Source organism: Pseudoruegeria sp. HB172150 (assembly GCF_013184805.1).
Lineage (GTDB): Bacteria > Pseudomonadota > Alphaproteobacteria > Rhodobacterales > Rhodobacteraceae > Psychromarinibacter.
Genome location: NZ_JAATNG010000001.1, coordinates 469441 through 493146, shown reverse-complemented (window position 1 = coordinate 493146; position 23706 = coordinate 469441). Strand labels below are relative to the sequence as shown.

At 64.8% G+C, this 23706-nt stretch carries 21 protein-coding genes; 13 read left to right on the top strand and 8 right to left on the bottom strand.

The window, feature by feature from the left end; genetic code table 11:
• The first annotated feature begins 2 nt into the window (after positions 1-2).
• Complete coding sequence (locus HCO70_RS02390) at positions 3-410, top strand: biopolymer transporter ExbD (protein ID WP_172292712.1); 408 nt, start codon at positions 3-5, stop codon at positions 408-410.
• Positions 407-1594, top strand: coding sequence for an energy transducer TonB (locus HCO70_RS02385; RefSeq protein ID WP_172292710.1), 1188 nt, complete (start codon positions 407-409; stop codon positions 1592-1594). Before HCO70_RS02390 ends, HCO70_RS02385 begins: the two co-directional genes overlap by 4 nt.
• Positions 1595-1638: 44 nt before the next feature.
• Here HCO70_RS02385 and HCO70_RS02380 read toward each other — a convergent pair whose 3' ends face one another.
• The 5 genes from HCO70_RS02380 to HCO70_RS02360 all read right to left on the bottom strand — a co-directional run bounded on the left by HCO70_RS02380 (position 1639) and on the right by HCO70_RS02360 (position 7607).
• Positions 1639-2409 carry a siderophore-interacting protein gene (locus HCO70_RS02380; protein ID WP_172292708.1) on the bottom strand — a complete coding sequence of 257 codons (771 nt, stop codon included), beginning with the start codon at positions 2407-2409 and terminating at the stop codon, positions 1639-1641.
• A 173-nt stretch (positions 2410-2582) separates the two neighbouring features.
• Positions 2583-3014: a universal stress protein gene (locus HCO70_RS02375; RefSeq protein WP_172292706.1), complete on the bottom strand. Its 432-nt coding sequence runs from the start codon at positions 3012-3014 to the stop codon at positions 2583-2585.
• Positions 3011-5632, bottom strand: coding sequence for a TRAP transporter permease (locus HCO70_RS02370; RefSeq protein WP_172292704.1), 2622 nt, complete (start codon positions 5630-5632; stop codon positions 3011-3013). The genes HCO70_RS02375 and HCO70_RS02370 overlap by 4 nt, the downstream gene beginning before the upstream one ends.
• 102 nt (positions 5633-5734) lie before the next feature.
• A complete protein-coding gene (locus tag HCO70_RS02365) occupies positions 5735-6703 on the bottom strand; it encodes a TAXI family TRAP transporter solute-binding subunit (protein ID WP_172292702.1) in 969 nt (322 codons plus the stop codon).
• A 40-nt stretch (positions 6704-6743) separates the two neighbouring features.
• Positions 6744-7607 carry a MurR/RpiR family transcriptional regulator gene (locus HCO70_RS02360; protein WP_253913091.1) on the bottom strand — a complete coding sequence of 288 codons (864 nt, stop codon included), beginning with the start codon at positions 7605-7607 and terminating at the stop codon, positions 6744-6746.
• Positions 7608-7711: 104 nt separating this feature from the next.
• Between HCO70_RS02360 and HCO70_RS02355 the strand changes: the two genes are divergently transcribed.
• The 4 genes from HCO70_RS02355 to HCO70_RS02340 all read left to right on the top strand — a co-directional run bounded on the left by HCO70_RS02355 (position 7712) and on the right by HCO70_RS02340 (position 12495).
• Positions 7712-9034 carry an aspartate aminotransferase family protein gene (locus HCO70_RS02355; RefSeq protein WP_172292700.1) on the top strand — a complete coding sequence of 441 codons (1323 nt, stop codon included), beginning with the start codon at positions 7712-7714 and terminating at the stop codon, positions 9032-9034.
• Between the two features lie 542 nt (positions 9035-9576).
• Positions 9577-10335, top strand: coding sequence for a sugar transferase (locus HCO70_RS02350; RefSeq protein WP_253913090.1), 759 nt, complete (start codon positions 9577-9579; stop codon positions 10333-10335).
• Between the two features lie 73 nt (positions 10336-10408).
• Positions 10409-11233: a CpsD/CapB family tyrosine-protein kinase gene (locus tag HCO70_RS02345; RefSeq protein WP_172292698.1), complete on the top strand. Its 825-nt coding sequence runs from the start codon at positions 10409-10411 to the stop codon at positions 11231-11233.
• 32 nt (positions 11234-11265) lie between these two features.
• Positions 11266-12495: a hypothetical protein gene (locus tag HCO70_RS02340; protein WP_172292696.1), complete on the top strand. Its 1230-nt coding sequence runs from the start codon at positions 11266-11268 to the stop codon at positions 12493-12495.
• A 128-nt stretch (positions 12496-12623) separates the two neighbouring features.
• On the opposite strand, the gene HCO70_RS02335 is transcribed toward HCO70_RS02340, so the two are convergent.
• Entirely contained in the window at positions 12624-13316 is a 693-nt protein-coding gene (locus HCO70_RS02335) for a 4'-phosphopantetheinyl transferase (protein ID WP_172292694.1), read from the bottom strand.
• Positions 13317-14206: 890 nt separating this feature from the next.
• On the opposite strand from HCO70_RS02335, the gene HCO70_RS02330 reads away from it, so the two are divergent.
• The 4 genes from HCO70_RS02330 (at position 14207) to HCO70_RS02315 (ending at position 17765) form a co-directional block, all read left to right on the top strand.
• On the top strand, positions 14207-14857 hold the full coding sequence (locus HCO70_RS02330; RefSeq protein ID WP_172292692.1) for a sulfite oxidase-like oxidoreductase: 651 nt from the start codon (positions 14207-14209) through the stop codon (positions 14855-14857).
• Positions 14858-15013: 156 nt separating this feature from the next.
• The gene (locus tag HCO70_RS02325; protein WP_172292689.1) at positions 15014-16588 is read left to right on the top strand and encodes a mechanosensitive ion channel family protein; all 1575 of its coding nucleotides are present in this window, start codon (positions 15014-15016) and stop codon (positions 16586-16588) included.
• 122 nt (positions 16589-16710) lie between these two features.
• Positions 16711-17061 (top strand): MerR family transcriptional regulator, encoded by a 351-nt coding sequence (locus HCO70_RS02320; protein WP_172292687.1) that lies wholly within the window; start codon positions 16711-16713, stop codon positions 17059-17061.
• Positions 17058-17765: a transporter substrate-binding domain-containing protein gene (locus HCO70_RS02315; protein ID WP_172292685.1), complete on the top strand. Its 708-nt coding sequence runs from the start codon at positions 17058-17060 to the stop codon at positions 17763-17765. Before HCO70_RS02320 ends, HCO70_RS02315 begins: the two co-directional genes overlap by 4 nt.
• A gap of 1 nt (position 17766) precedes the next feature.
• Here the strand turns inward: HCO70_RS02315 and HCO70_RS02310 are convergent, their stop codons facing one another.
• Positions 17767-18681, bottom strand: coding sequence for a dihydrodipicolinate synthase family protein (locus tag HCO70_RS02310; RefSeq protein WP_172292683.1), 915 nt, complete (start codon positions 18679-18681; stop codon positions 17767-17769).
• Positions 18682-18693: 12 nt separating this feature from the next.
• Positions 18694-19620, bottom strand: a complete 927-nt coding sequence (locus HCO70_RS02305; RefSeq protein WP_172292681.1) for a Gfo/Idh/MocA family protein — start codon at positions 19618-19620, stop codon at positions 18694-18696.
• Between the two features lie 281 nt (positions 19621-19901).
• Here HCO70_RS02305 and HCO70_RS02300 point away from each other — a divergent pair, with 281 nt between their 5' ends.
• The 3 genes from HCO70_RS02300 to HCO70_RS02290 all read left to right on the top strand — a co-directional run bounded on the left by HCO70_RS02300 (position 19902) and on the right by HCO70_RS02290 (position 23668).
• Positions 19902-20690, top strand: coding sequence for a bifunctional hydroxymethylpyrimidine kinase/phosphomethylpyrimidine kinase (locus tag HCO70_RS02300; protein ID WP_172292679.1), 789 nt, complete (start codon positions 19902-19904; stop codon positions 20688-20690).
• A 3-nt stretch (positions 20691-20693) separates the two neighbouring features.
• The gene (locus HCO70_RS02295) at positions 20694-21770 is read left to right on the top strand and encodes a methylglyoxal synthase (protein ID WP_172292677.1); all 1077 of its coding nucleotides are present in this window, start codon (positions 20694-20696) and stop codon (positions 21768-21770) included.
• Between the two features lie 152 nt (positions 21771-21922).
• The gene (locus HCO70_RS02290) at positions 21923-23668 is read left to right on the top strand and encodes an alpha-amylase family glycosyl hydrolase (protein WP_172292675.1); all 1746 of its coding nucleotides are present in this window, start codon (positions 21923-21925) and stop codon (positions 23666-23668) included.
• Positions 23669-23706: the final 38 nt, after the last annotated feature.

The window sequence follows — 23706 nt, the reverse complement described above, 5'->3', positions numbered from 1 at the left end:
CCATGCCGCTCCGCCGCCCCTCTCAGCGACAGAAAGGCGAGCCGACGATCGCGCTCATCAACATCGTCTTCCTGATGCTGATCTTCTTCATGATCGCGGGCGCGCTGGCGCCGCCGCTCGACAACCGCGTGGAACTGGTGGACACCGCGGAACTGGAGGGTCGCGCGCCGCCGGATGCCGCCGTCGTGCTGCCCGACGGCAGCCTGTCCTACCGTTCGGAACCCATCGACGTGGCCGGCGTGGTGGCGCAGTCGGAAACCGGAACCGATGCGGAAGGCGAGGAAACCACCGAACTGCGCCTCGTCCCGGATCGCAACCTTCCCGCCCGCACATTGCTTTCGCTTGCCGGGGAACTGCGCGCGGCGGGCGCGGGCGACATCTGGTTGATCACCCAGAAGGGCCTCGAATGAAGCGCGCGCCCGTCATAGCCTTCGGCGCTCTCGCCGCCTCTATCGCCATCCATGGCGGCGGCATGGTCGCCGTCAGCGCCGCGCCGCCCCCGCCGCTCGACAGCGCGCCCGCCGGTGTGGCGAAGCTGGGCAACAGCTTTGCCGACATGGTCACCGGCACGCCGTCCGAAGTCGAACCGACCGAGGTAACCGAGGCCGAGGAGGTGGAAGTCACCGAAGCCGCGGAAACCGAAGAAATCGCCGAGCCCGAAGAGGTGACGGAGACACAGCCGGCGGAGCCTGTGGAATCGCCCGAGCCGGTGGAGACCGAAACCGCGGCCGACGTGATGCCGACCGAGACCGAAACGGTCGAAGTCGTGGAAACAGAGACCGCAGAGGTCACTGAAGCCGCGGAAGCACCACCGCCAGTCCCAATCGAAGCTCCTGAGCCGGAACCAGAGGAAGTGGCCGAGGCCGAGCCGACCACCGCTACCGCCGCGCACCTGACCGAAACCGCCGAACCGGTCGTTACGGCGATGGTCGAGAGCAGCACGCTGACACCGGCCGCCCCAATCAATCCGGTCACGCCGGCAACCGAACCGCCGGAGGAAACGCCGGTGACCGAAACGCCTCCGCCGGTCCCGGTCGAAACGGCGGAACCCGTGACACCCACACCGGTGGAGACCCTCGAAGCGGTCGAAACCGAAGGCTCCGAACTTGCGGTCACCCAAGCGCCGCCGCCGGCGCCCCGGCCAGACGATCTGGTGCCAGAGCGTGTTGAGGAGACGCCTCCGCGGCCCACCCCGCCGCCGCCACAGCCCGTGCGCAACGCGGGCAACGCGACAGAGGACGGCGTGCGCGGCCGCGATACAGGGCAGGCTGAGGGACCGGATGCCAGCAATGGCAGCGGAAGCAGCGCCGGTGCGCTGGCCGCCGCGAATGCCCGCGCCGCGGCGCAGTACGGCAACAAGGTCATGTCCAAGATCAGCCGCACGCGGCGAGACCGCACGCGCCTTCAGGGCGTGGCGCTCGTTTCGTTCTCGATCACGCCGTCGGGCGGGCTGGGATCCGTCGGCATCGCGCGGTCCTCAGGCAGCGCTGAACTGGACCAGATCGCAATGAACCACATCCGCCGAGCGGCGCCATTCCCGCCGCCGCCGCCCGGAGCGCAGACGCGCTGGTCCGTGGAGTTCGCCGGGCGCTAGGCCCGGCGGCTACTGCTACTGAATAACCCGAGCGTCCGGTGCACCTAGTGGTCGTGCGCGTCGGCCTCGCCCTTGCGCCAGTAATTCGATGCCTTCAGATGCGAACCCGGATGGCCTAGCGCGTCCAGTTTCTCGCGCGCTTTGCTGACCGCGTCGGCCTCGGCGGCAAAAAAGACGAACCCTTCGCCCTCCGGCAGGCTCAGCGTATCGAGATAGCCCTGAAGTGTCTCGCCCTTGTCGGCGTGAAGCCAGACCATTTCGACATCCGCGGCACTCTCGATCTGCTGCTCCTCGGCGGCATCCGCCACCTCGATAACCGCGCGCGCTTTCGCACCGGCAGGCAGTGCCTCCAGCCGCCGCGCGATCGCCGGCAGCGCGGTGCCGTCGCCCATCAGCAGCTCCCAGTCCGCCTGCCCCTCGACCAGGAAGGACCCGCGCGGCCCGCCAACGCCCAGCTCATCGCCCGGCCTGGCATCCATCGCCCACGGCCCCGCCACGCCGACCTCGTGCAGCACGAAATCCAGCGTCAGTTCCTGCGCCTCCGGATCGAAGAAGCGCGGCGTGAACTGCCGCGTTTCCGGGCGCCCGTTCGGCCATTCCAGCCCACGTTCACCTGGCGTCGGCTTATCCAGAGCCTGGCCCGGCTCCGGGAATGCCAGCCGGATGTGATCGTCGAACCCGGGACATTGGAATCCCTCCAACTCCGGCGACTTTACCACGATCCGCGCCATCTGCGGGGTGATCCGGGTATTGGAAACAACCGTGGTCCTGCGGAACTTCAGGTCGTGACGAATGCGGCGCGTGGTAATCGGCATGGGCTATCTCCGGGCGGATTTTTCGGGATTGTCCGGGCTCTGGCGCCGCATCGGGTGCCATGGCGAGGAGGCCGGCGATCGCGAAAAACCCGCCGGCCGCGCCACGTTAGCAGCGCCCGCCCGGCACCGAAAGGCCAAACCGGCCGCTGCACATCACCTGTGCGGGAAGGCCGTCAGCGCACTACGTAGACCGAGCATTCCGAGTGCCGCACCACTCGGGCGGCGTTCGGACCAAGCAGGTAGTCCTTCAGGTCCGGCTTGTGCGCGCCGATCACGATCAGCTGCGCGCTGTCGCTCTTTGCCGTCTGCAGGATCTTTTCGTAGGCATTGCCGGTGGCGACGATATGCCGGGCCGCGGCATTCGCCTCGTCACCGATGGCTGCCGTTACCAGATCGTTCAGCAGCTTCTTCGCCTTGCTCACCGCTTCGGCGTGATGGTCACTGCTGAAGTAAGTGCCGACGATGCTCATCCCGAAATCCGGCAGCACGGTGATCACGTCCAGACCGGTACCGTCCAGGTCCGCGATCTGCTTGGCGCGTTTCACCACCTTCACGTCTTCCAGCCCGTTCGAAATATCGACGGCGCACAGAACGGGTTGCGTCATTGGATGGCCTCCTCTCCCGCCGCCTCTTTCGGCGCGCGGCCACGCTGCAGCATCACGATCAGCCCGAGCAGCAGCAACGCCGGGATGAAGATCAGTTCTTTCGGCAGTTGATCTGCCGGGGCCTGGACCGAGGACAGGACTACCGGCTCATCACCGTAGAAATCGAAGCTCGACAGCGTGTCCGAGTAAGGCGTGCCGAACATCGGCTCTTCCATCGGCACCTGTCCGTCGGTTTCTTCCATCAGCAGCAGGCCCGACGCCTCGAGTTGCTCGGCCCCGGACGCATCGGTCGTGGTCAGCACGACCGTCGTGTCCTTCGGCTCCAGCGTGTCGAAGTCGGGTCCGGACACCACCAGCCGCAATTCCCTGCCGGGCGGCGCATTGTCGAGCGCAGTCTCCAGCTCCGCCGGTGCAATGGTCTCGTACGGCGGCTGGATCATGTCCATGAAGAAGCCCGGCCGGAACAGCGCAAAGGCGATCAGCACCAGCGCCACGCTCTCATAGATCCGGGACCGCGAAACGAAATACCCCATCGTGCCGGCAGTGAAGATCAGGATTCCGATCGTACTGATGATCGCGACCATGATCCCCTCGACCAACGTAACGTCGATCAGAAGCAGGTCGGTGTTGAAGATGAACACGAACGGGAGCGCCACGGTGCGCAGCGAGTAGAAGAACGCCGTGAACCCGGTGCGGATCGCGTCACCGCCCGACACAGCCGCAGCGGCGAAACTCGCCAGCCCGACCGGCGGCGTCACATCCGCCATGATGCCGAAGTAGAAGACGAAGAGGTGCACCGCGATCAGCGGCACGATCAGCCCCGACTGCGCGCCAAGCTCGACGACCACGCCGGCCATTAGCGACGACACCACGATATAGTTCGCCGTGGTAGGCAGGCCCATGCCCAGTACCAGGCTCAGCAGCCCCACCATCACCAGCATCAGGATCAGGTTGCCGCCGGACAGGAACTCCACCAGGTCCGCCATTACCTGCCCGACACCGGTCAGCGTGACGGTTCCCACGATCACACCCGCCGTGGCCGTGGCCAGGCCGATACCGATCATGTTGCGCGCACCGTCCACCAGCCCCTGCCACAGGTCGATGACCCCGGCGCGGAACTTCTCGCCCATCTCGCCCTCGCCGCGGAACAGAGCCTTCAGCGGGCGCTGGGTCAGCAGGATGGCGAAGAGCAGCGCACTGGCCCAGAAGGCGCTGAGGCCCGGCGATTTCTGCTCGATCATCAGGAAGTAGACCAGCACGATGATCGGCAGCAGGTAATAGAGGCCCGACTTGTAGATCTTGCCCACCTCGGGAAGTTCCACCGTCTCGGCATTCGGGTCGTCCGGCTCCAAGTCCGGCGTCTGCGCCGCGACCCAGACAAGCGCCGCATAGGCCGCCAGCAGCAACAGCGACAGCACCCAGCCGGACCCGCCCGGCACGGCCGACACGATCCATTTCACCGGGAACTGAACGGCATAGCAGACCGCCGCAAAAACGGCGAAGAATGCCGCCATCCCGCCGATTGTCCGGCCCAGCGACACCACGCGGTTGCCCAGCGTCGGCATCCGGTTCTTCACGGCTTCCAGGTGAACGATATAGACCAGCGCGATGTAGCTGATCGCGGCTGGCAGGAAGGCGTGGGTAATTACCTCTACGTAGGAAATGCCCACATACTCCACCATCAGGAACGCCGCGGCGCCCATGACCGGCGGCATGATCTGCCCGTTGACAGAGCTTGCGACCTCGACCGCGCCTGCCTTTTCCGAAGAGAACCCGACCCGTTTCATCAGCGGAATGGTGAAGGTGCCGGTGGTCACGACGTTGGCGATGGACGAGCCAGAAATCAGGCCGGTCGCAGCGGAGCCGACGACCGCCGCCTTTGCCGGACCGCCGCGCAGGTGGCCCAGCGCGCCGAAGGCCATCTTGATGAAGTAATTGCCCGCGCCCGCCTTCTCCAGCAGCGCGCCGAATAGTACGAACAGGAAGACGAACTTTGTCGACACGCCCAGCGCGATGCCGAACACACCCTCGGACGTGATCCACATGTGGCTCATCGCCTTCTGCAGCGAGGCGCCCTTCCAACGGATCACCTCGGGCACCCACGGGGAGGAACCGAAGAAGACGTAAAGCAGGAAGATCGTAGCGATGATCGCCATCGCCGGCCCCAAGGCCCGACGCGCGCCCTCGAACAACAGGATCAGGCCCAGCAGCGCGAACCACTTGTCGGTATCGTCCGCCAGCCCGCCGGCCTGCACGATCTTGTCATAGAAGATATAGCCGTAAAGCGCCGTGAAGACGCCGAGGAAGGCCATGATCCAGTCCTGGATCGGGATGTAACTGCGCGGAGAGCTTTTCAGCGCCGGATAGGCCATGAACGCCAGGAAGATCGCGAAAGCCAGGTGGATCTGTCGTGAGTTGTTGATCACGTCGCCGGGCAGCAGGTAGTTCGCCCAGGGCGAGGCCAGGATTACCTGGAACACCGACCAGACCACCGCGATGATCGCCAACGCCGTGCCGACCGGACCGGTGGGATTGCGTGCCCCGGAATCGGTCGAGGCGACAAGATCCTGAAGTTCTTCCTCGCTCAATGCGCGGGATTTTCCGGACTCTTCGGCCATAATCTCAACTCCCCGTCCCGCCGGCTGTTGGCGCCAGTCGCTTATGATTCATCTTAAGGATGTAACGGGGCCCGGCAAGCGGGCCCCGTCGAAACTGCCGGATTACTCCATCCAGCCCTGTTCGCGATAATATTTCGCGGCGCCGTCATGCAGCGGCGCAGACAGGCCGTCCTTGATCATTTCCTCGGGCTTCAGGTTTGCGAAGGCCGGGTGCAGACCTTTGAAATCCTCGAAGTTGTCGAAGACCGCCTTCACCACCTGGTACACGGCTTCTTCGCTGACCGCGGAGGAAGAAACGAAGGTCGCGCCAACGCCGAAGGTGGTCACGTCCTCGTCATTGCCGCGGTACATGCCGCCGGGGACCGTGGCCACGCGGTAAAAGCTGTTTTCCTCGACAAGCCCGTCGATCGCCGGACCGGTCACGTTGACCAGCACAGAGTCACAGGCCGTGGTGGCTTCCTGGATCGAACCCGACGGGTGGCCGACAGTGTAGATCATCGCATCGATCTGGTTGTCGCAAAGCGCGGCAGACTGTTCTGCCGCCTTCAACTCGGTCGCGAGGGCGAAATCGTCTGTCGTCCAGCCCATCGCGTCCAGCACCACGTCCATCGTACCGCGCTGACCGGAACCCGGGTTACCGATGTTCACGCGCTTACCCTTCAGGTCCTCGAAGGAGCTGACGCCCGCATCGGCACGCGCCACCACGGTGAACGGTTCCGGATGCACCGAAAAGACTGCGCGCAGTTCTTCGAATGGACCGGCATCCTCGAAGCTCGAGCTGCCGTTATAGGCGTGGTACTGCCAGTCCGACTGAGCCACGCCGAATTCCAGTTCGCCTTCGCGGATGGTGTTCAGGTTGTAGACCGAGCCGCCGGTGGATTCGACCGAGCAGCGGATACCGTGTTCTTTCCGGCCCTTGTTCACCAGACGGCAGATCGCGCCCCCGGTCGGATAATAGACGCCGGTGACACCGCCGGTGCCGATGGTGATGAACTCCTCGGCCATGGCGGCCGGGGCCATAACGGCGGCAAGCGCAGCACCAGTGACTGCAAATTTAAATCGAGTGAACATATGTTTTCTCCCTTGGTTCAACTCACATTACGCTTCGGGTTCAGCCGGGCCAGGTTTCCTCCAGCCGGCGATTGCTTTCTTCCACCTCCGCGATTCGCTCGCGCGCCGCGTTACCGGCCCGCGCCGCCAGCATCCCGATCATGGTTTCGATCAGCGCCAGTGTCGCCACGTAGGAGGAATAGAAATGCGGACTGTCGGTCGGCATGATGAAATGCGCCGCCGCGTGGCGCAGGGCCGGGCAGGCGTGTGTGTCGGTGATCACGATCACATACACGCCTTGCGCCGCCGCCATCCGTGCCGCGCTGATCGAGCGGGCCGAAAACGGCGGCATCGTCACGATGATCAGCGCGTCGCGCTCGTCCAGCCCGGTCAGCCCCGCGCCCAGAGACGCGCCCATGCGGCTGGCCAGCGACCAGTTGTCGGCACAGAAATTCGCCATGTAGGACAGGTACTCGACCGGTCCGGTCGAACCGAGACCGCCCAGTGCGACAACCTTCCGCGACCCGTGCAACTGGTCGACCACCCGCTCGAGGAGGTCCGTATCGATCTCGCGCCCCATCTGTTCCACGTTCTCCAGGCAGGCGCGAAGATGCGCCGCCACGAAACTGCCTCCCTCGCCGCCATGCTCTTGCTGAAGGCGTCCAGCGCGGTCGGCGAAGCCGTTCATCCGGCGACCCAGCTTGCTGCGCATCGAATCCCGCAGTGCTTCGAAATTCTCGAAATCGAGCGCCCGAGCCAGGCGCGAGAAGGTCGCCGGCGCCAGCCCGCTATCGGCCGAGACCGCACGCAGACTGCGGGTCGCGACATCGATCGGATTGGCAGCGACATAGTCGCCCGCCTGCCGCAGCTTTGCGCTCAACGCGTCGTAGCTGCCGGCCAGCCGCTGATCGAAGCTATGTGGCAACGCTGTTTCTCCCTGTCAGGAAAAACTGTTTCATCCGTTTCAGTTATTGTCAATTCCCGACTCATATGTTTCATGAACAGGCAAAGATCGGCACGGATAGACCCATGAATCATGTCTTTCCCCGTCATACACGAGCATTGCCACCAACCGCCGTACGTGGCGAGGGCGTCTATCTCATTGACCGGCACGGTAAGACCTATCTCGATGCGTCGGGCGGCGCGGCGGTGTCCTGCCTTGGACATTCCGACCCGGACGTGATCGCCGCGATCAAGCGGCAACTCGACGAGATGCCGTTTGCGCATACAGGTTTCTTCACCTCGGAACCGGCAGAGGAACTGGCCGACAAGCTGATCGCGGCAGCCCCCGGCGGGCTGGACCGCGTCTACCTCGTCTCCGGCGGATCCGAAGCCATCGAAGCGGCGCTGAAACTCGCCCGGCAATACTTCCTCGAAATCGGCCAGCCACAGCGTCAGCGTTTCATCGCCCGGCGGCAAAGCTACCACGGCAACACGCTGGGTGCGCTCGCCACCGGCGGCAACATGTGGCGCCGCGAACCCTTCGCGCCGCTGATGATCGAGACGTCGCATATCTCGCCCTGCTACGAATACCGTGGCCGCGATGAAGGCGAGACACCCGAAGCCTACGGTCTGCGGATGGCAGACGAGCTTGAGCAGGCGCTTCAAGATCTCGGCCCCGAAACCGTCCTCGCCTTTGTCGCCGAACCCGTGGTCGGCGCGACGCTCGGCGCAGTGCCCGCTGTACCCGGCTATTTCAAACGTATCCGAGATATCTGCGACCGGCACGGCATCCTGCTGATCCTGGACGAGGTGATGTGCGGCATGGGCCGCACCGGGACCCTCTTTGCCTGCGAGCAGGACGGCATCGCACCGGACATCGTCACCGTCGCCAAGGGTCTCGGCGCAGGCTACCAGCCGATCGGCGCCATGCTATGCACCGCAGCAATCTACGAGGCGATCGAAAGCGGCAGCGGCTTCTTTCAGCACGGACACACTTATAACGGCCACCCGACAGCTTGTGCCGCGGCCAACGCCGTGGTCGATAAGCTCACGACCGGCGGCCTGGCGTCCCGCGCCGCCGAGATGGGAGAGCTGCTGGCCGCTCGCCTGCGCGAGTGCTTCGGTCAGCATCCCAATGTCGGTGATATCCGTGGGCGCGGCATGTTCCGCGGGCTGGAACTGGTGGCCGACCGCACCAGCAAAGCGCCCTTCGACCCTGGCTTGCAGGTAAACAAGAAACTCAAGGCCGCGGCCTTTGACGAAGGGCTGATCTGCTATCCGATGGGCGGCACAATCGACGGGCGGCAGGGCGATCACGTGCTGCTCGCCCCGCCTTTCATCGTGACCGAAGCTCAGCTTGAAGAACTGACCGACAAGCTCGCCCGCGCACTTTCCCGCGCCCTGCCCTGATCCCACGATCTAGCGTCGGCCCAGAGCCGGCCCGGAAAAGGCGGCAGCCGCGGCGGCCGGCTATGATCCCTCCGCATCGAGTCCCGTATGTGGTTCCCGCCCAATCACCGAATTGTCATCCTGCGAATTTGGCGCCCTGCCCAACGGCGAACCCGCCGTTTCTCGACACCGAAACCGGAGCAAAGTTTCAAATTGTGTCATCCAAAGGGCGATGCCACAAATAGAACACAATCTAAAGTGGGTGCGGAAAACAGGTAACGAATCGGGTGGGGATATTTTTAGGTTTCCATATCGGAACCAATGACATATCTTGTTCCTGCACGGAACGCATTGGGAAACGGGCCAACCGGTAGAAAGTCCCGTTTCGAAGGCGTTTGCCGCCAAAACCGTCGATTTTTGTGTCTAGCAAGGCTGCCACCCTCCCCGATGGGAAGTTTTTGCCTTAATCTAGCCTCAAATGCGGCATGATGGGGGCACCACAGACCCACCAAAACCTGCTGCGGGCTTGGGTGCGTTTGTGTGTTTGAGGGTGTGGGGAACAGATGAAAGACTTTACCAACGGCGCCGCATCGGTGCCATCGATGCTGTCACCGGAACTGCGCAATGACGTGATTCCGGCTCGCAACACGAAACGGCCGGCACCGGTTTTCAATGCTTCGCCGAAATTCGTGGCTTCGGTTCAGAACCAGGAAAGCGCGTACCGCCGGTGGGGCAAGCGTGCGATAGACCTCGTGCTGCTAATGCTGATCCTGCCAATTGCGCTGCCGCTTCTTGCGCTGTCCGCCATCGCGCTGTCCATCGAAGGACAGCCGATCCTGTTCCGCCAGAAACGGCTGGGACGGGGCGGCCGCGCCTTCACCATGCTGAAATTCCGTACCATGGTGCCAGACGCCGAACGGCGGCTTGAAGAATACCTGCAAAGCGACCCGCTGCTCCGGCAGGAATGGGACGCGACGCAGAAGCTTAAGCAAGACCCGCGGATCACTCCGCTCGGCCACTTCCTGCGCCGCAGCTCGCTCGACGAACTGCCGCAGCTCTGGCACGTCCTGACCGGCGAGATGAGCCTTGTCGGCCCGCGTCCGATGCTGCCGCAACAGATCGACCTCTACGGCGATCCTTACGCCTACGTGGCGATGCGCCCCGGCATCACCGGCCTCTGGCAGGTCTCGGAGCGCAACGAAAGCGATTTCACGGGCCGTGCTGTCGCCGACCGCGAATACGAACGGATCTGCACGCTGACGACCGATCTGTCGCTGATCGCGATGACGGCGGGCGTGATGCTCCGCGGCACCGGCTACTGACAGCTGAAATCGGCGCACGGCGCCCCGGAAACGGGGGCCGGTGCCGGATCTCTCCAGAACGGAACGATCCAAAGTGCAGATGTTGAAGATGGGGGACGAAGGCGGCAGGAATCTTGCCGACGGCTTCCGCACCGCCGGCAAGTCGCGTCGAGGCGAAGTGGCCCCGCCCGTCAGCCGCGCCCAGACAGGCGGGCCCGACCACGAAGATGCCTGGAACAAACTGCGGATCATCGCCGACGCACCGAAATTCGGCCCGGACGCCCGCATTCGCCTTATCACCTGTCGCCCCGAAGATCCGGCTTCCGTCGCATTCGACCTGCTGCGCACCCGGATTTTGCGGACCCTCCAGACCAACGGCTGGAGCCGCGTCGCCATCACTTCGCCGACCGCCGGCTGTGGCGCCTCCTTCACCGCCGCCAACCTGGCGCTCAGTCTTGCCCGGCTTCCGCACATCCGAACCGCCCTGGTCGATCTGAACCTACGCGCGCCGGGCCTTGCCGATACCTTCAACATCCGCAAGACCGGGGCGATAGAGCCGTTCCTGGCGGGCAAAATGCTCCCGGCACAGCATTTGTTCCGCATTGGACAGAACCTTGCGCTCTGCCTGAACGACACGCCCGTCGAGGGTTCCGTGGCCATGCTGCAGCACCCGAACACGATCAGGGTGCTGAACGACCTGAACCGCAGCCTGCTGCCGCAGGTGACAATCTACGACCTGCCACCGATGCTGGAAGCAGACGACGCCGAAGCCTTCCTGCCGCAGGTCGATGGCGTCCTGCTCGTGTCCGACGGCGGTCGGACCGACGCCGATCAGCTCAGGGAATGCGAGCGACTTCTGAACGGACAGCCCCCATTGCTTGGCGTGGTCCTCAACCGAGCCGAAGACGGCGCCGGATAACCCGGTCGCACGACTGACAGGAACCACGAGCGATGGGCCCGATCAAATCATTCACCGAGTTCGCGGCAATGCTGCGCCGCCGCCGCGCCACGTGCGTCGGCGTCATGGTACTCGGCATCATCGCTACGACGCTCTTCACTATCCAGCGGCCGCAGACATATGAGGCCACGGCGACGGTTCAGATCGCCGCGCCGCGTGTCGCCGACGGTTTCGCGCCGTCGACGTCCGACGACACACCGCTCCGCCGGCTCCTGACCGCGGAACAGCAACTCATGACCCGCGCCAGCCTGCTTGAACTTGTCGAGACTCACGGCCTGTTCGCAGCGCCTCCCGCACTCACCGACTCCGAAAAGGCCGCCAGCCTCCGCGACCTGATCCGTCTTGCGGACACGCCGGTCGGCAGCAACCCGGGCGGCGCAGTGGCGGGCCTTGCCATCAGCACCCGCCTCTCCACTCCGGACCAGGCACGCGACGTCGCCAACGCACTGGCGGACCGGCTGGTCGATCTCGGCAACGCCGCCAGGCTGGACCGCAGCGAAGCCACGCTCGACTTCTTCACCGAACAGGAACAGGCGTTGGCGCAACAGATCGAAGCGCTTGAGGATGAGATCTCCGAGGTGCGGAAACGCAACGAAACTGCCGTCCCCGGCGGTCTGCAATTCCGCCGCGTCGAGATCAGCGCCATACAGCAGGCGATCATCGATATCGACCGAGAGAGAATGACCCTCCAGACCGAACTGGAAAAGCTCGGCCGCGGCGACCAGCCTCGCGTCGTCCAGCGCCGGATGGAAGAGATCCGCGACGAGATCGCCAGCTTAGACACGCAGAAGATCATGCTCGAGGCGCGCAGCAGCCGTCTCGCCCGCAGCATCGGCGCGCTGCCGGACATGGAACAGCAAATGGCCAGGCTCGAAAGCCAGCTCCTGCAATTGCAGAACCGCAAGGAAGATGCCGCCCGCACCCGTGCAGCTGCGGAGGCGGCGCATCAGCTGGAAGTGACCAGCCGGGCCGAACGATTGCTGGTCATCGAGCCTGCGATCGCGCCGGATCGCCCAGTCGGGCCGGGGCGCTACGTGCTCGCAGCCGGCGGCGTGGCCCTGTCGGTCCTGCTGGCTATACTCGTCGCCTTCCTGCAGGATCTGCGGCACCCGGCCATCCGCACCCGCGCCCAGATGGAGCGGGAGACCAGCCTGATCCCGCTGGTCTCGATCCCCTATTTCCAGTCACCGCACGAGGCAAGCCGGCCGCATCTGGGCCTGTAAGAAACCGCAGGATCGCGCGAAGACGCCAAGCATTTCTGCGCGACACAGCTTCGGACCTTTTTGAGAATTTCAACCGCCCGGCCATACGACCGGGCGCAGATTTAGAGCCTGCGAGACCCGCAGGCAGTTCAGCGGCGCAGCACCATCGTGGTCAGCATTTGCCCCATGACACTTACGTAGCGGCCGCACATCCGCGCGGCGATCTCCGGCGGAATCGGCGCGTCGAGCGGTATCGCGCGGAAGGTCCGGTTGTCCGTATCGAGCGCGATCTCCAGTTCGTCAAAGCCAAAGGACAAGCCGGTCAGCGGATACTGGCACTTGTAGGCGCACTCCTTGGCCGACAGGATCAGCTTGGCCAGCACTCCGCGCCGGATGACCGGTGCCTCTTCCAGCCAATCACGCTCATGCGGCGTCAGCACCGTGTGAAGCCGCGCTTCTTCCAGCGGTTCGGCATCCGAAAGCGCGAGGCCGATGGACTCGATGCTTTCCGCCCGGCCAACCGCCGCAAGGCACACACGGTCGGAATGCGTAATGCTGCCGACAACACCGCAGGGCCAGGACGGAGAACCATCCTCGGCGGTCGTCACCGGCTGGCCGAACACGCCGATCCCCGCCATTGCACCTCGGGCCGCGGCGCGCCCGCAGGCATATTCGCGTCGCCGGGCCGGCAATGCCCGATCAACCGTCGCCTCCTCGCAGGGCATCAGCCCGGCCTGCGGTGCGCGCGGGTCCAATGCCGCCGCGACCACGCCATGCCCCAACTGGGCGATAGCCACCCCCTGCAGCACTTTCGCCAGATCGAGTTCGTCGATGATCGTCATGTCTCCTCCTTCACCCGGATACGCCGTAATGTGCGACGCCCTCGGATGGCACTGATACGATCCGCCTGTCCCGGACGGGGCAAGGCGGGGTCGGGCGCCGAAATGGCCCCCAGGTCGGAACGCGCGGCGGAACCGCGCGCGGTCTTAAATGGCAAGCGTTTGGAAAACTGGCGGGACCAAGACAGGACAGCAGCAGATCGTGATCCACCGAGGCGTCCGGCTTGGCCGGACCCTTGTAGCGCCGGTTCGGAAAAAGGTCCCCACCGACCTTTCCCCGAATGCCTGCGCCCATCGCCGCGTCCGCAGGATGCGCCGTCATCGAACCGATGGCAGCCTCCTCGGACAGACCGGGCCTGTCGTCAGCATACCCCAAGGTTTCACCCAATTTTCAGTCCTGCGAAACAGGACCAGCAAGCAGTATCGACGATGGTACGACCGGAGCCGAAATCCTGGCAATTCCGGAATTCCGGAAATGCGCGGAAAATGTGACTTCTCTCTATTTACATAGGGTTAACCAAGTGGCGCGACTTCACGGTTTGTGTCGGCACGGAAATAGAGACCGGTTTGCAGATTGCATTGTGTGTCATCGCGCAACGGTCGTGCAAAGTGAGTCGGGGCGGATGCCCCCGAAAGCCACGGAAAAGACAGGGTATTTTTACGAATGTGGCGGCCGTGTGGCGCGTGCCGCATTTCCGCCGCAAATGATACTGGCTCCTCCGCCCCTTGCCCCGTATCCGCAATGCCCGGTTTCGCGGCAAACCTGCGGTGCGCCCCGGTCGCCTGGCTCCGAATGGGCCGGCCACCAAGTTTCGCCGCACGCGGTGGATTGGAATTCCCCAGTGCCGGCGCCATCTTCACCGAAGACCGACATCCGTCCGGAGGACTCTTCCATGCAGGACGAACTGCCCGAAGACAGCAAGCTCACCCGTACCAAACGCCAATGGGCCGAAAGCGGCAGGTTCCTGACCGGCCGCACCGGTCACGACCGGCTGCCGCCGGGCCAGCATGAGGTAAAGAACTGGCCGGTCCTCGACCTTGGCGTCGAACCGGCGGTTGACCTGAACACCTGGCGCCTCGACGTGACCGGACTCGTCGAAGAACCGCTCTCGCCCGACTGGCAAAGCTTCGGCGCCTACCCGCAGACGACGCTTCGCACCGACATCCACTGCGTCACCACCTGGTCGCGCTACGACAATGACTGGCAGGGCGTCCGCCCGCGCGACATCCTCGAAGATGCCGGGCTCGGGGACGACGCCACCCATGTGATGCTGCATTCGCATGACGGCTACACCACCAACCTGCCGCTGGAGGATTTTATGTCCGACACCGCGCTGCTGGCCACCCACTGGCAGGGCGCGCCGCTACGGTCGGAACATGGCGGTCCGATGCGCGCGATGGTGCCGCACCTCTACTTCTGGAAAAGCGCCAAGTGGCTGAATGGGATCGAGGTCATGGCTGGCGACCGCCCCGGCTTCTGGGAACGCAACGGGTACCACATGTACGGCGACCCCTGGCGAGAGCAGCGTTACAGCCACGACTGATCCTGCGCCTGTAAATCGGCCGCCACGCAATTTTCTTGCCAACTCGCCACCGTTTGTCGTTAACCTTACGTACATTAGACGGAAAGGGCCTGACCTGTGGCAACCATCCGGCAAGGTATACGGTGCATTGTTTATCCGGCGATTGCGGGGCTTTTCATGCTGTTGTTCCTGCTTGCGCCGGCGGTCGCACAGGATGAAAGCCCAGCGGTCATACCGGACACGGCGTCTGTCATCGTTGACGGGCGCGTCGTCTTCGAGGTCATGGGCACCTCCGGCTATTCCGCCTCCGACCGTGCTACGGACATCGCGGACCGCCTCGTCCAGGTTGCGAGCGCGTCAGATTCCCTGACCATCGAAACCGAGGTCGTCGAGCATCAGTTCGGCCATCAGATTCAGATCGACGGCGTCCCGATCGTCATCGTCACCCAGCCCGACGCGGTGCTCGCGGGCTTTCAGGATACCGAGGTCATCGCGGATATCTGGGCGCAATTCGCCAAGGATGCGATCCGCTTTTACCGGGTCGACAGGTCTTCCGACGCCCGCATCCGAGGGCTGATCAGCGGCCTGATCTGGACCGGTGTGTTCATCCTTTTCACCGTCGCCCTGATCTGGCTGAACCGCCGCCTGAAGAAACGCAGCGAAAACATCATCGCCGGCTATCTGAAACAGGTGGAGGAAGCGACACAGGAAATCGTCCGCACCCGCGCATTGACCGAAGTCGCTTCGGTCGCCGTCCAGGGCGTCTTCGTCCTGCTCTGGTTCGTCGCGCTTTACTACTACGTCTCCGTCGTCCTGTTCAGTTTCGCGGAGACACGCGGCGTCGCCTCGCTTCTTCTGAACTACGTGACCGATCCGGTCATCGGCGCGCTTCAGTCCTTCGTGGATTTCATTCCCAGCCTCATTGTCCTGCTGATCATATTCTTCATTACCCGCTACCTGATCCGCATCGCGCGGGTGGCGTTCGAGAACATTGAGGCGGGCACGGTACGCGTCCGGGGCTTTCAGAAGCACTGGGTCTGGCCAAGTTTCAACCTCGTCCGCGCCTTCCTGATCATCTCCGCCCTGATCCTTGCCTTCCCGCACATCCCCGGCTCCGATTCCGCCGCCTTTCAGGGCATGTCGATCCTGCTCGGCGTGATGGTCTCCATCGGCTCCAACTCGGTCGTCTCCAACGTCCTCGCCGGGCTTTTCGTCATTTACCGGCAATCGACCAGCGTCGGCGATCTCATCGAGATCGGCGATCACATGGGTGAGGTCACTGCGATCAAGCTGACCGAGACCCACCTGAAATCCTCCAAGAACGAGCTGATCTCGATCCCGAACGCCCAGCTTCTGAACTCCGAGGTCAAAAACTACTCCCAGTCCATCGACGGCCGCGGCCTGCTGATCCACACGCCCGTCGGCATCGGCTATGACGAGCCGCAGCAGAAGATCGAGGCCCTGCTGATAGAAGCCGCCAAGAAGACCTCCGGCATCAAATCCACGCCGTCGCCCTTCGTCCTGCGAAAGGAATTGGGCGACTTCGCGGTGACCTACGAGATCAACGGCTACTCGAAGCGCGGTGAACAGCTGCCGCGTATCCTTTCGGAACTGCGCTCGCACATCCTCGACGTATTCCATGCCGCCGGCGTGCAGATCATGTCGCCGCATTACGAAGGCGACCCGGAAACGCTGAAGATCCCGGAAGTGCCCACGAAAGGCGCGACCGCCGATCCGGTCCCAGCCAAGTAGGCGCAATCCAGACACAGCGCCCTTCCGCAAACATCGACAGGCTATCACAAACGGCCTGCTTTCCTGTTGACTTGGAGCTGCTCCAACCCGCTACAGCCAGTGGAAAGCAACGGAGCCACATCATGAAGATCTCCAAAGCCGCCAAAGCCTGCGGCCTCAGCGCCGACACTATCCGCTTCTACGAGAAATCCGGCATGCTGCCGGACATTCCGCGCGGACCCGACGGCCACCGCGATATCAGCGCAAAGGACATCGACTGGCTGACGCTGCTCTACTGGCTCCGTGAAACCGGCATGCCGCTGAAGCAGATGAAGCGCTTCACGGCGCTGGCCAAGGCCGGTGACGCAGGTGTCGCCGAGCGGCGGCAGATCCTGCGCGACCACTCCGCCGAACTCGGGCGCCGCCGCGCACTGCTGGACCGGTGCGAGGAGGTGCTGGCCATCAAGATCGCCAGCTACGGGGAGGCGCCATGAAATTCGCCTACCTGATCGAACCGCCCTTCAACTTCCGCGATGCCGACGATGCGGTAACCGGCCATGACGTCGAAATCGCCCGCCATGTCTTCGGCGCGCTCGGCGAAAGTTTCGAACCGGTCGAAACCGAATTCGCCCAACTCCTGCCCGGCCTCGCGACCGGCGACTGGCACATGACCACCGGCCTTTTCGCAACCGAGGAACGCCGCCTGACTGCCCTGTTCACCCGCCCGATCTGGGCTCTGCCCGACGGGTTTCTCGTCCGGCGCGGCAATCCCCTCGCCCTGACCGGCTACCGCTCGGTGGCGCAGCACGGCACCGCAACACTTGCCGTGATCCGCGACCAGTTCCAGCACCGCTCCGCTGTCGAATTCGGTCTGCCCGAGCATCGCCTGAAGATCTTCGAAACCTATACCGAAGCAGCCACCGCCGTCCGCGACGGCACTGCCGACGCCTACGCCAGCGTCGCCCGCGCCCATGCGGGGTTCATCGCGCAAAACCGATGCTGGAACCTCGAAACCGTCGAGGTTCCGCATTTTGAGAAACCCCCGGCCTTCGGCGCCTTTGCCGTTTCCCTGCAAGAAACCGCCCTGCGCGACCGCATCGACGCTATCCTGCGCGGCTGGCTCGGCAGCACTGCGCACCGCCGCATGGCCGCTCGCTACGGTTTCTCGGATGCAGAGATCGACCTTATCGCCGCCTGACTCACTTGCCCCAGCGCAGGGCCGTCAGGTCCAGCTCCCGCGCCAGGTCCAGAAGCCGCGTCTTCGTCCGCTCAGACATCTGTTTCTGCGGATGCCGCACGTGGTCCGAGCCGATCACGCCTCCTTCGGCATAGACCGTCTTGCAGGCGCGCAGCCCACATTGCCGGTTCTCGTGATTGATCAGCGGCAGGCATTTCTGCCACTGTGCGTAGGCCGCGTCCCTGTCCCCGCCAAGGTAGTGCATCACGATGGGCCGGATATGCTCCGGAAACAGCCCCGATGTCATCGTCGCCGTGCAGCCTGCATCGAGGTCAGCCAGCAGGGTCACCGCCTCTTCGCCGTCCCACGGGCCCAGCACATGGTCCCCTGCCGCCTCGATCAGCGCCGCCAGCTTGTCGGCGGCAAAGGGGCATTCGATCTTGAAATAGCTCACCTGCTCCAGCTCGCGCGCCATCCGCGCCAGCAGAGGCACCGGCAGGTTGACCCCCGACAGCGGCGCATCCTGCACCATCACCGGGATGCCCACCGCGTCCACCGCTGCGAACTGGTCATAGATCCCCTGCTCGTCGGCCTTCAGCCCGGCGCCATGATAGGGCGGCATCATCATCACCATCGCCGCGCCCATCGCCTTCGCCGCCTTCGCGCGCTCCACGACGATGCCAGTGTAGTAATGGCTGATCGTCACGATCACCGGCACCCGCCCCGCCACATGCTCCAGGCTGATCCGCATCAGCAGCGCGCGCTCCTCGTCGGACAGCACGAACTGTTCCGAGTAATTCGCGAGGATGCAGATCGCATCGACTCCTTGATCGATCAGGCAATCGAGCACCCGCCGCATCCCCTCCTCGTCGACGCGCCCGTCCGCGTGAAACGGTGTCGGCGCCACCGGCAGGATCCCTTTCAAAGGTTCCGTCATTTCAACCCTCCCTCACCAGTCGAACGGCGCCGTCTCCACCCGGCGCCCCAGAGTGAACGCATCGGCCACATGCCGCATCGGCGACAGGTCGACATCGCTTTCGCCCTTGTCCAGCAGCTCCGCGAACCGCGCGTAGAGCCGTGGATATTCCTCGTCCAGCGCCGCCGGCCCATCGTCGCCGGCTTCGCCCAGCACCAGCTTCGCGCCACCATCCATCAACACAGCGGGTCCCTCGTCTGTTTCGATCCGCACGTCCCAGGTCTGGGGCCCCTCCTGCCGCCAGTCGAACACGGCGGATACCTCCGCACCGCCCGGATCGCGGAACGACAGCGACGCCGCGATCGGTGTGCCCCGGTTCGCCGGGAACTCCAGCTCCGCTGCCTGCAGATGCAGCGCCCGGGGATAGACCGCCGTCAGCACCGACAGCGCGTTGATCCCCGGATCGAAGACGCCCAGCCCGCCCGGCTCCCAGATCCATTCCTGCCCCGGATGCCAGCGCCGCACGTCCTCTTTCCAGACGATCTCGACGCTGCGGATCGTCTTGCCGCGCAGCCAGTCGCGCGCCGCATCCACCGCCGCCGCCTCGCGCGAGTGCCAGGTCGCGAACAGCGTCACGCCCTGCGCATTGGCCAGAGCCACAAGGTCATGCATCTCGCTCAGCGTCGCGCCGGGCGGCTTTTCCAGCATCACGTGCCGCCCCGCCTCCAGCGCCAGCCGCGCATCGCCGTAGCGGACCTGCGGCGGCGTGCAAAGCGAGATGCAAGGAATATCGGGCCGCGCCTCCAGCAACTCGTCCAGCGAATGGAAGGCCTCGACACCCTCGACAGTTCCGTGCCGGCTGGCCGTCGCCGCCAATTCGAACGCATTCGAACCTGCAATGGCCGGCACATGCTGATCCCGCGCGATCTTGCCCACGCCGACGATAGCGATCTGTCTCACCGGCTGCTCCTCCCTGCCGTTTGGCGCAGCTTAGCGATCCATCCGAGTTAAGGCCACGCCCCCGATGCCCATCCGCTTAGGTGGGCCGGAAGCTTCCCTTCCCACCAACCACCTGCACAGGCAGCCGGACGATGCATCGCCCCCCCAACATGAGACACTAAGCATACCTGGCAGCGCGCATTTGACCCCGGAGAGGATTTCGCCGTTTCGCCCGCAGCACTCTGCCCGTACCATGCACCCGAACCGCCGCTGCAAGGACTCCCCCCTTGGCCCGCATCCTGATGATTTCCAGCTGGGTCGCCTACGGCCATGTCGGCCTTTCCGCCGCCGCGCCCGCGCTGCAGGCGCTCGGCCATACCGTCACCCAGCTTCCCACAACCACCCTGTCGAACCACCCCGCCTGGCCGCATGTCGCGGGCAGCCCGGTTCCGGTCGACCGCCTTGCCGCCATGCGCGACGCGCTCGATGCCAACGGCTGGCTCGCGGATCACGAGGCGGTGCTGACCGGCTACTTGCCGACCCCGGACCACGCCGCCTTCGCCGCCGAGACCATCGATCGCCTGCGCGCCTCGGATCATCCGCCCGCTGTCACCGTCGACCCCACCCTCGGCGACCTGCCCAAGGGGCTCTACATCGCCGCCGATGCCGCCGCCGCGCTCCGCGACCTCGTCGTGCCCCGCGCCGACATCCTGACGCCGAATCTCTTTGAACTCGGCTGGCTCACCGGCGAGGACGACCCCGATCGCGCCGCCGCGCGCCTCCTGCAGGACACCGAGGTCAAGGCGATCCGCGTCACCTCGCCCCCCGCGAAACCCGGTCGCACCGGTATCCTCGAGGTCACGCGCACGGCGACCCGCCGCTTTCTCGCCGACCACCATCAGGGCGTCCCGCATGGCGTCGGCGACGTGTTCTCCGCCCTGACCGCCGCCGGTCTGTCCTGCGGCGCCGCCCTTGGCCACCTGCAGTCCCTGATCGATCACAGCCTGCAGGCGGATCACCTGCGCATCGCCGAAACCGCCGCCATCTGGACCCGCGCCGCCCCCATCGCCCCCGATCTCGAAAGGACCTGACCGATGGCCTTCGACTTCATCCTGATGCTCACTTCCGACGATCGCACCATCCCCGACGCTCCCGCCCGGCTGAACGAGGCGCTCGAAGGCGGCGTGCGCCATATCGGCTTCAAGGATGTCGGCCTGCCGGTCCCGGAACTGAAGAACCTCGCCGACACCATCCGCGCCGCCGGCGGCCGTTCATATCTCGAGGTCGTCAGCCTCGACGAGGAAAGCGAGCTTGCCTCCGCCCGTGCCGCGGTGGAGCTTGATGTCGACTGCCTTCTCGGCGGCACGCGTCCGCGGGCGGTGACAGAGGTCACCCGCCATCACCCGCTGCGCTACTACCCGTTCCCCGGCAGGATCACCGGCCATCCCAGCGTGCTCGAAGGCCCGCCAGAGGATATCGTCACCTCCGCCCGACGCCTCGCAGACCTAGAACATGTCCACGGGCTGGACCTTCTCGCCTACCGCTTCCAGGGCGATGTCCCCGGCCTGATGCGCCAGGTCTGCGAGGCGGTCGCCAAGCCCGTCATCATGGCCGGCTCCATCGACAGCGCCGAGCGGATCGAGGCGACCGCGCAGGCGGGGGCCGCGGGCTTCACCGTCGGCACGGCGGCACTCGGCGGTGTGTTCCCGGCGGAGGCCACCGGCTTTGCCGCGCAGGTCCGCACCATCCTCGCCATCACCTCCCGCGCCCGCGCCCATTCCACCGCACCGCGCCGAATCGCGCTGGTCGCCCACGACACCCGCAAGACCCACCTGCGCGCCTGGGTCACCCGCCATGCAAATTCATTGCAGGGCCACCGGCTGACCTGCACCGGCGGCACCGGCCGCATCGTCACCGAGACGGCGCCGCATCTCACCGTCCAGCGCCTGCAGCGCGGCGCCCGCGGCGGCGACCAGCAGCTCGGCGCGCTGATTGCCACCGGCGAACTCGACGCGGTGATCTTCTTCGCAGACCCCACGGTCGCCCATAGCGGCGATGTCGACCTGCAGGCGCTGACCCGTCTTGCAATGCTCCACGACGTGCCGCTGGCGCTTTCTCCCAGCGCCGCCGACATGATCGCCGACTCGCTCCCGTCGCGCGGAGAGCCCTGATCTATCGGGAACAATGCCCGGATTTCTGCCGATTCCGGCCTCAAACGCACAAATCCGCGACATCGACCGTGGATAACCTTGAATTTCTGACGGCTACGGGGAAAACCGGGAGGAACGCCAGTGCAGATACCCACGGGGATATACGCAGGGACATGCTGAAAAAGCCGACCACTCTCAACGCCCGGGTTTCCGAGTTCCTGTCCTTCCTCTACCCCGACGCCGACATCCCGGCGCTGACGGCGCAGGCCATCGAAGCCTTCTGGCCCGAGGGGCAGAGCCCCCGCAAGCGCCCGCGCAAGCCCGACAATTCGCTCTGGTCGCAACGCGACGCGGTGCTGGTCACCTATGGCGACTCGCTGATCGACGGCTTCCACAAACCGCTCGACCTGTTGTCGGATTTTCTCGAAACCTCGATGCGCGGCGTCATGAACGGCGTCCACATCCTGCCCTTCTTTCCCTTCACCTCGGATGACGGCTTCGCCGTCACCGACTACCGCAAGGTGAACCCGTCCCTCGGAGACTGGCCGGACATCGAGCGGATCAGCGCCGGCACGCACCTGATGTCCGACCTGGTGCTGAACCACGTCTCTTCGCAGGGCACGTGGTTCAATGCCTACCGGCAGGGTCAGGAGCCATACGACAAGTTCTTCTACGAGGCCGATCCGTCCGACGACCTCTCCGCCGTGGTCCGTCCCCGCACCACCCCGCTCCTGCAGGAGGTAGAGACGGCGATGGGCATCCGCCATGTCTGGTGCACCTTCAGCCACGACCAGATCGACCTGAACTTCGCCAACCCAGAGGTGTTGCTCGAGATCCTGCGCATCATCCGCCTGCATATCGACAAGGGCGTGCGGATCGTCCGGCTGGACGCGGTGGCCTTTGTCTGGAAAGAGCCCGGCACCTCTTCGATCCACCTGCCGCAGACCCATGCCATCGTGAAGCTCCTGCGCCTGCTAAGCGACTACTGCGCCGAACCGGTGATCCTGCTGACCGAAACCAATGTCCCCAAGGCCGAGAACCTGTCCTATTTCGGCCAGTGCGACGAAGCGCATTCGATCTACAACTTCCCGCTGCCGCCGCTGATCCTTCACGCGATGCTCTCGGGCTCCGCGCGGCTTCTCTCCGCGTGGCAGCGCGCGATGCCGCCCGCGCCGCTGGGCTGCGCCTACCTGAACTTCACTGCCTCCCACGATGGTGTCGGCATGCGCCCCGCCGAGGGCCTGATACCGCCCGAAGAGATCGACCGCATCATCCAGACCGTGCAAAGCTCCGGCGGCCTCGTCTCGATGCGCGCTCTGCCCGATGGCGGCCAGTCGGTCTACGAGCTCAACACCGCCTTTTTCTCGGCGATGGCCCGCACCTTCGACGGCGAGGACGAGCACCAGATCGCCCGCTTCGTCTGTTCCCAGACGATCCCGATGTCGCAGGAAGGTATCCCCGCCTTCTACATCCACTCGATGCTGGCCACGCCGAACGACCTGGAAGCCGTGGAGCGGCGCGGAATGAACCGCGCCATCAACCGGCACCGCTGGGACTACCCCACGCTGCGCGCGCGTCTCGCCGATCCCGGCTCCGACCAGTCCCGCGTGCTCTCGGCGCTGTCCGAACGCCTGCGCATCCGGTCGCGCCAGCCCGCCTTCCACCCCAACGCCACGCAGTTCACTCTGCCGCTCGATCACCGCGTCTTCGGCGTCTGGCGCCAGTCGCTCGACCGCTCGCAGTCGATCTTCGCGCTGCACAACGTGTCGAAGGACACGGTCGAGGTGAAGTCGGAACTTCTGAACCTGATCGCCGACGAGGCCTGGGTCGATCTCCTCTCCGGCGAGCGCGTCACGCCGGAAACCGACACCGTCGCCCTCGGCCCCTACCAGTGCCGCTGGATCACCAACCGGTTCTGAAAACCTCAACAGCCGAAGCACGCATCCGCGTTGGTGAG